General features: G+C 27.7%; 2 protein-coding genes. Both read left to right on the forward strand.

What is annotated here, in order from left to right; all coding sequences use genetic code 11:
* The coding region (locus ACWIGM_RS31555) for a hypothetical protein (RefSeq protein ID WP_454029868.1) at positions 1 to 514 on the forward strand (514 nt) is incomplete at its 5' end.
* Between the two features lie 234 nt (positions 515 to 748).
* A partial coding sequence (locus ACWIGM_RS31560) for a hypothetical protein (protein ID WP_454029869.1) occupies positions 749 to 1,094 on the forward strand: 346 nt, incomplete at its 3' end.

Below are 1,094 nucleotides of genomic sequence, written 5' to 3' on the forward strand. Positions count from 1 at the left end.
GCTTGTTAGCGACAAACTCCAAATTGAAATATTTATTTCATCTTATAAAGGTATACCATATTTTAATTTGACACCAATTGCTGATGCATTAATTCAAAGTAAGTTTTATTATGTTTTTGGAAATGTTAGTAGAAGTGATCATATAAATATAATCGCTGCATCAAACATTATACTCAACAAATCTCATTTAGAACCAGCTAATAAATTATTAACTAGCAAATTAACTGAATCGATATTATCAGCACCTCATATTTATTCCACTAGCATTGATGATAATAATTATCATCATATTCATTTTAAACAAATGACTTCTGGTGATATTGAGCTCATAATATCATGTTATGGTGGAGGAGATGATCTTCCTAAAGATATAAATGGCACTTTAACTGAGTTGTTACACAATATAAATACTTATAACTTAAATAAAAATTCAATAATTGAGAGGTCTTTTCTTAATCAAAAATTTACAGATGCACAATGCGAAATTTTATATGAGATTTTTTTGAGCGATTAACTGATTCAATCGACAGAATTTCATTATTGCATGTAATTCCTTTGGACCATTATTTAATAAAAGATAAATCAGAAATTAAAAATGAAATTATTACCATTGTTGAGAAAGCGTGTCAAGAATTAGACAGCAACATTTTAGATTATCTTGAGCATGGAATATCTATAAATCTATTAATATTTCCAACTAATAATAAAGATGAATTATCAGGGTTAATGCAAAGGTTGATAAATAATTATGAATGATGCTATTAATTATATCTGCAATAGAATAAAAAATAGTGACGGATTTAGTTACTGTTATGAAAAACTATTGATATCTATTTCAAAGAATCTATTCAATCCAACTAGCAGCAACCCCATTACTCAGCGTGAATATCAACAATTGCTAAAATTCAGCGATTTTTTATCTAATTCCGAAAAAGAAGAAGATCGAAACCTAGCGTTAAAAATAATATCTGCAATATATGATCTTTATAAAGAAGATCATAGTTGCCAATTACTGACAAAATCCATCCTTAGCAAACTTGGACTTTTTGCCGCTGAGGAAGTATTTACTGATAGTGATATAAAACTACCACTGT

Source organism: Allobosea sp. NPDC055332 (assembly GCF_053645455.1).